The sequence below is a fragment of the Nocardia sp. NPDC005978 genome (assembly GCF_040614455.1).
In the GTDB taxonomy this organism is placed as follows: domain Bacteria; phylum Actinomycetota; class Actinomycetes; order Mycobacteriales; family Mycobacteriaceae; genus Nocardia.
Map to the genome: position 1 here is coordinate 1 of NZ_JBEXUS010000203.1, position 6,041 is coordinate 6,041.

The 6,041-nt window shown below is 69.1% G+C and carries 6 protein-coding genes; 5 read left to right on the forward strand and 1 reads right to left on the reverse strand.

All coding sequences use genetic code 11. From position 1 onward, the window contains the following. Window positions 1-177 precede the first annotated feature (177 nt). Window positions 178-2,322 (forward strand): DUF4153 domain-containing protein, encoded by a 2,145-nt coding sequence (locus tag ABZ319_RS39750; protein WP_354991764.1) that lies wholly within the window; start codon window positions 178-180, stop codon window positions 2,320-2,322. Between the two features lie 7 nt (window positions 2,323-2,329). On the opposite strand, the gene ABZ319_RS39755 is transcribed toward ABZ319_RS39750, so the two are convergent. Next, window positions 2,330-2,683, reverse strand: coding sequence for a DUF1801 domain-containing protein (locus tag ABZ319_RS39755; protein WP_354991765.1), 354 nt, complete (start codon window positions 2,681-2,683; stop codon window positions 2,330-2,332). Window positions 2,684-2,836: 153 nt separating this feature from the next. Between ABZ319_RS39755 and ABZ319_RS39760 the strand changes: the two genes are divergently transcribed. The 4 genes from ABZ319_RS39760 to ABZ319_RS39775 all read left to right on the forward strand — a co-directional run bounded on the left by ABZ319_RS39760 (window position 2,837) and on the right by ABZ319_RS39775 (window position 6,001). Next, window positions 2,837-3,394, forward strand: coding sequence for a sugar O-acetyltransferase (locus ABZ319_RS39760; protein ID WP_354991766.1), 558 nt, complete (start codon window positions 2,837-2,839; stop codon window positions 3,392-3,394). Between the two features lie 310 nt (window positions 3,395-3,704). Beyond that, window positions 3,705-4,496: a helix-turn-helix transcriptional regulator gene (locus ABZ319_RS39765; protein ID WP_354991767.1), complete on the forward strand. Its 792-nt coding sequence runs from the start codon at window positions 3,705-3,707 to the stop codon at window positions 4,494-4,496. Window positions 4,497-4,879: 383 nt separating this feature from the next. Further along, a complete protein-coding gene (locus tag ABZ319_RS39770) occupies window positions 4,880-5,236 on the forward strand; it encodes a VOC family protein (protein WP_354991768.1) in 357 nt (118 codons plus the stop codon). Window positions 5,237-5,503: 267 nt separating this feature from the next. Beyond that, entirely contained in the window at window positions 5,504-6,001 is a 498-nt protein-coding gene (locus ABZ319_RS39775) for a peptidylprolyl isomerase (RefSeq protein WP_354991769.1), read from the forward strand. Window positions 6,002-6,041: the final 40 nt, after the last annotated feature.

Here is a 6,041-nt window from a genome sequence, read left to right on the forward strand (position 1 = left end):
GCTCTCCCTTTCTGTGCGCCCCCCCCCCTTCCGCTTTTCCCCTCTTCCCCCCGGGCGGGGCCCCCCCCCCCCCCGGTTCGGGGGGGCGCCGGGGGCGGGGGGCCCGCCCCGCCCGCCGGCCCGATCGGGAATCTCGCAGGCGCACAGGGGGAGTGGTGGCGACCCGACGCCGGGACGATGCCCCCGGGCGCCGTCGGCTGGGGCGCTCCCGGCCTGCCCGGCGCCGCCGCCCCGGTGGCGCCGCAGTGGCTGACCACCCTCGGCCTCAACGGCGGAAACCTCTCGGCCGGTGCCGAACCCATGCGGCCCATCGCCCATATGCCGGGCCTCCCGGTACGCCCGGTCCCCAAATCCACCCGGATCCCCATGGCCAAGGGCACCCTGCCCGCCATCGCGATCAGCGGCCTCGCCGGCGCGGTCCTGATTCCCCTGGACCGCCCCGGCATCGGCTGGCTGCTCGCGGGTCTGGCCACCGCGGGCGCCGTCTACGCGGTGGACACCACCGCCCGCCGCCGCGCGGACGCCCCGGACGCCTCGGACGCTCCGGACGCGCCGCCCACCGACCCGGCCACACGCGACGATCGGCCCGAGACCGGCCCGGACACCGCGACGACCGGCGATCGGCCCAAGTCCGGCAATGAGCACGCCGGGCCCGCGATCGAAGCGAAACCGATTGCGGGACAATTATTCAGCACGTCCATCTCGCGCGACACCGATGCCGCGAACCGGTCCGTCGAGACCACACCCCCCAACCGGCCGATCGACCCGGCGACCTCGCCGCAGGCGCGTGCCGAAGCACACATCGACCCTCCCGCCGACTCGGGAACGAACGACGAACCGGACGCTGCCGGGCAGATCGCCGCCGCCCCGACCGCACCGGCGGCACCCGCCGAGCCGGTGCCGGCGAGCACCCGCGCATCGACACCGCCGGGTATCACCCCTCCACCACCGCCCGCCTCATCCACCACGGCAACCGCGAACCCTGCCGACGCGCGGCTCGACAAGCCCGCCGGCGACACCGCATGGACCAGGCTGTTCGGCACTCCGGGATCACAGCGCTCGGTCACCATCGGCCGGGTCTGGTGGGTCGCGCTGGCCATCGGGCTACTCGCGGTCGGCGCCGTGCGCGCGGCCGAGTGGCTGTTCGTACTGTGCTTCCTCGCCGCGGTCGTCGCCGCCTCGCTGGCCGTGGTGTCGCGACGCTCGATCTACGGATTCGTCTACGACGTCTGCGCCGTGCCCATGCAGGCAATCGGGTCCATCCCGTGGGTGTACCGGGGCATGCGCGCCGTGCGCGGGCGGACCGGATCCTCGACCCAGCGCGTGTGGTGGTCGCTGGCGGCGACCACGGTCCTGCTCCTGATCTTCGTACCGCTGCTCGCGGGCGCGGACGCCGTCTTCGCCCGCTGGGTCGAAGATCTGCTGCCCTCGCTCGCGGTGGACGAATTGGTTCGCTGGGTCTTCGTGTTCCTCGTCGTCGCGCTGTGCGCGGCCGGCGCGCTCTACCTGCTCGCCGGCCCGCCCCCGGCCGCCGCCGACGCCCCCGAGGGCGCGTACTCCACCTTCTTCGGCGTCAACAACATCCGGGGACAGCAGACCCGGCGCCGTTTCTCCCGGCTCGAATGGGGCCTGCCCATGGGCGCGCTCACCCTGCTGTTCGCCCTGTTCCTCGCCTCACGCCTGGCCGCGATGTTCGGCGGCGACGCCTACGTCATGAGCAACGGCGGACTCACCTACGCCGAATACGCCCGCACCGGCTTCTGGCAGCTCTCCATCGTCAGCATGCTCACCCTCGCGGTCATCGCGATCGTCCAGCGCACCGCCGCACAGGAATCCACCGCCGACCGCCTCTGGCTGCGCCTGGCCGTCGGCGCGGTCAGCGTCCTGACCCTGGTCATCGTCGCCTCGGCCCTGCACCGCATGTGGGTGTATCAGGAGGCCTACGGATTCACCATCCTGCGCCTGCTGGTCGAAGTCCTCGAGCTCTGGATCGGACTCGTCTACCTCATGGTCCTGGCATCGCTGGTGAAACTGCGCCGCGACTGGGTGCCCCGCGCGGCCATCGGCGCCGCCGCCGCGACCCTGCTCACCCTCGCGGCGATCAACCCCGAACTGCTCATCGCCGAACGCAACGTCGACCGCGCGGCCCACGGCAAACGCATCGACCTCTACTACCTCAGCGACCTGTCGCCCGACATCCTGCCCGCCCTGGACCGACTGCCCGATGCCGACCGCGACCGCGTCGAAAAAGCCATCCGCGACCGTCTCCACGACGACACCTGGCAGGGCTGGAACCTGTCCCGCTCGGCCGCCCGCAACTAACCCGGGCTCAGCGGGTGCCGCGCCGCTCCGCCAGCTGCGCGGCCACCCGCCCGATCAGGTCGTACGGAATCGGCTTGCCCAGCACGAACTTCAACGTCCCCTTACCCGCCCGATACGGCGCGATCGCCGCCTCGAACGCGGCATCACCCTCGGGCACCGGATACACGCTCACATGCTTGGCCCACCCGGCATAGAACACCACGACCTTGCCGTCCAGCTTCACCGCCGGAATCTGATAGCTGATCGCGTCGACCCCGCCCGGCACCGCCGCGTGCACGGTCTCGCGCACCTTGTCCAGCACCTCCCGGACCTCGGGCGGGAACTGCGCGATGTACTCCTGAACCGTGCTCGCCTCTGCCATGTCCGCCACCTTCGTGCGTCCGGGAACAGCGTGAAAACAGCCCTGCCGACTCCGACCGTACCGCCGTCCCGGAGCCCGTGACCGCAGCCGAGCGTCTCGATCCCACAACCTCGCCCGATGCGCCCCGCCGCGCCCTCGAGCACTATGGGCGGAGTGGGAGAACACAAGGACCGCATGCTGCGCGGCGAGCTCTATCGCGACAACGACCCCGAACTCGTCGCCGAACGCCGCCGCTGCCAGGAACTACTCGACAAGTTCAACGCCACGGGCGCGGGGGAGGACCAGCAGCGCCACGGCATCCTCACCGACCTGCTCGGCGCGATCGGCGCGGGATCCTGGATCATGCCGCGCTTCCAATGCGACTACGGACACCTGATCCGCCTGGGCGACAACAGCTTCCTCAACTACGACGCCATCATCATGGACTGCGCGCCCGTCACCATCGGCAACGACGTCTCCATCGGCCCCCGCGCCCAGCTCCTGACCGCCCTGCACCCCATGGCCGACCACGAGCTGCGCCGCCAACGCTGGGAAACCGCCGCACCCATCACCATCGGCGACAACGTCTGGCTCGGCGGGGGAGTGATCGTCTGCCCGGGCGTGACCATCGGCGCGAACACCGTGGTCGGCGCGGGCAGCGTCGTCACCCGCGACCTCCCGGAGAAGGTCTTCGCCGCGGGCAATCCGGCCCGCGTCATCAAACAGCTCTGACCCGGCCGCGGCGGCCGCGCACCCGAACCGGCCGCCGCAACTCTCCGGCAGCTGAGATAACCCGTCGCACAATCACCTCCGGCCTCGTAGCGCGCCTGTCCGGGTACAACGCGACCCTGACCTCTCGGGACCGCGTGGCGCGGAGCCCATCGGGGTATCGGCCTGCTTCTCGGGGGAGAGTCGGCCGACACGCGTGATCACGATGACGTGGGGCGCCCGTTCGGGGAAGCCCTAGCCGATCACACTCACCGGCCACTCCATTACCCGGCGGGTAATGGTTGCGCGCTCCGGCAATTCGTACGATCGGGGCATGCGTACACAATCCGCAGGTGATCTGCTCCGGCATTGGCGAGTCACCCGCAGGCTCAGCCAGCTCGAGCTCGCGGGCCGTGCCGAGACCTCCACCCGGCACCTCAGCTTCATCGAGACCGGGCGCTCCACCCCGAGCCGGCAGATGATCCTGCACCTGTCCGACGAGCTGGAAATACCCCTGCGCGAACGCAATCGCATGCTGCTCGCGGCCGGCTACGCACCGGTCTACGCCGAACCCGAACTCGACGCCCCCGCCATGGCCCCCGTACGCACCGCCGTACGCCAGATCCTGGCCGGTCACGAACCGCACCCGGCCCTCGCGGTCGACTCGGCCTGGAACATGGTCGACGCCAACGCCGGCATCGCCCTGTTCCTCGACGGCGTGGACCCGGCCCTGCTGGCCGCACCGGTCAACGCGCTGCGCCTGAGCCTGCACCCCGACGGCCTCGCCCCCCGCATCATCAACCTGCCCGAGTGGCGCGGCCACCTCTTCGAACGACTGCAACGCCAGATCGACGCGAGCGGCGCACCCGATCTGATCGCCCTGCTCGCGGAACTGCGCTCCTATCCGGGCGGCGAACAGGCCCCCGGGCTGCCCGAACCCGATCAGGCCGTCGTGCCCCTGCGCCTGCGCCTGGACGACCGCGAACTCGCCTTCATCAGTGTCACAACGGTATTCGGCACACCCATGAACGTCACCGTCGCCGAATTGGCCATCGAGGCGTTCTTCCCGGCCGACGCGGCCACCGCGACCCTGCTCCGCGAGCGCATCGCGGTCACCCCGGACTAGCGTCCTCGCTTTTCGACACGCGCGGGGCAGGGGAGTCGGCGTCCCCGCCTGCGCTGTCCCCCGCCCGAGAGCAGGGGAGCGCGGCAGCTACCGTGCGCTGAGTTGATCCACATGTGTTCTGGGACAGTGCTTTCGAACGTCTGTCTGGGCTGTGGGACCGACGGAAGTGGTCAACCGAGCTCCGCGATACAGTACATACCAACATGGAAATATGCGCATCTACGCATGTGTGGCCTGCTTGTTGAAATTGTGACGGTGAAAGCCGTAGCCATAAGGAAAAAAGAACTGCTCATACAAAAAGGGCCGCCGCGCGGGGTCGGTGGAACAGGGGAGGGGTGCGCTAGCGTCGGGGTGTGGAGCTGCGTCGAATCCATCATGTGGCGGTGATCGCGACCGACTACGAGCGGTCGAAGGACTTCTATGTGCGGGTGCTCGGGCTGCGGGTGCTGGCGGAGCACTATCGGGCGGAAAGGCGTTCGTACAAGCTGGATCTGGAGCTGCCGGACGGTGGGCAGATAGAGCTGTTCTCGTTCCCGGATCCGCCGCGGCGGCCGTCGCGGCCGGAGGCGGCCGGCCTGCGGCACCTGGCGTTCGTGGTGCCGAATGTGGGGGAGGCCCTGGCCGAGCTGGCCGCCGGGGGAGTGCGGGTGGAGGCGGAGCGCGTCGACGAGTACACGGGGAAGCGGTTCGCGTTCTTCTTCGATCCCGATGATCTGCCGCTCGAGCTTTACGAAGCCTGAGCTCGGCTCTTCAGTTTGGTTGCACGATCAGGGGATAGAAATATGCGCATCTAGGCATTCGTTTTTGTTATCGAAAGAATCCGTCAACTGGGTTGAGCCGCAACGGCCCGACCGCAGCGCTTTCTTCCGCTCGCACAGAGCAGCGGGGCCCGCCTCGGCGCGGCGCCGATCGCGGTGCCGGGTTTGCTTGGGGGACTTGGGTTTGCGTGGTTCGGGACGGGGGTTTCGATGCCGGGCGGTCGGGTGTTCGGGGGCTCCCATACGATGGTGGCCATGACCACAGTGCTCCTGAAGACCTCCGCCGGGGATATCACCCTGGAACTCGACGAGGCCAAGGCGCCGAAGACAGTCGCGAACTTCGTCGACTACGTCAAGGCGGGCCACTACACCGATACCGTGTTCCATCGCGTCATCCGCGGCTTCATGATCCAGGGCGGCGGCATGACCGCCGACATGCAGCAGAAGCCCGCGCCGAACAAGGTGGAGAACGAGGCGAACAACGGTCTCAAGAACGACAAGTACACCGTCGCCATGGCGCGCACCATGGATCCGCATTCGGCCAGCGCGCAGTTCTTCATCAACTCCAATAACAACGATTTCCTGAACTACCCGGGCCAGGACGGCTTCGGGTACACCGTGTTCGGCAAGGTCGTGGACGGCATTGCCGCGGTGGACTCGATCGAGGGTGTGCGCACCGGTTCCAAGGGCGGGCATCAGGATGTGCCGGCCGAGGCCGTGACCATCTTCTCCGCCGAGCTCGTCTGAGTTTCTTCCACACGAGAGCGCGCCGGGTTCGAATGAACCC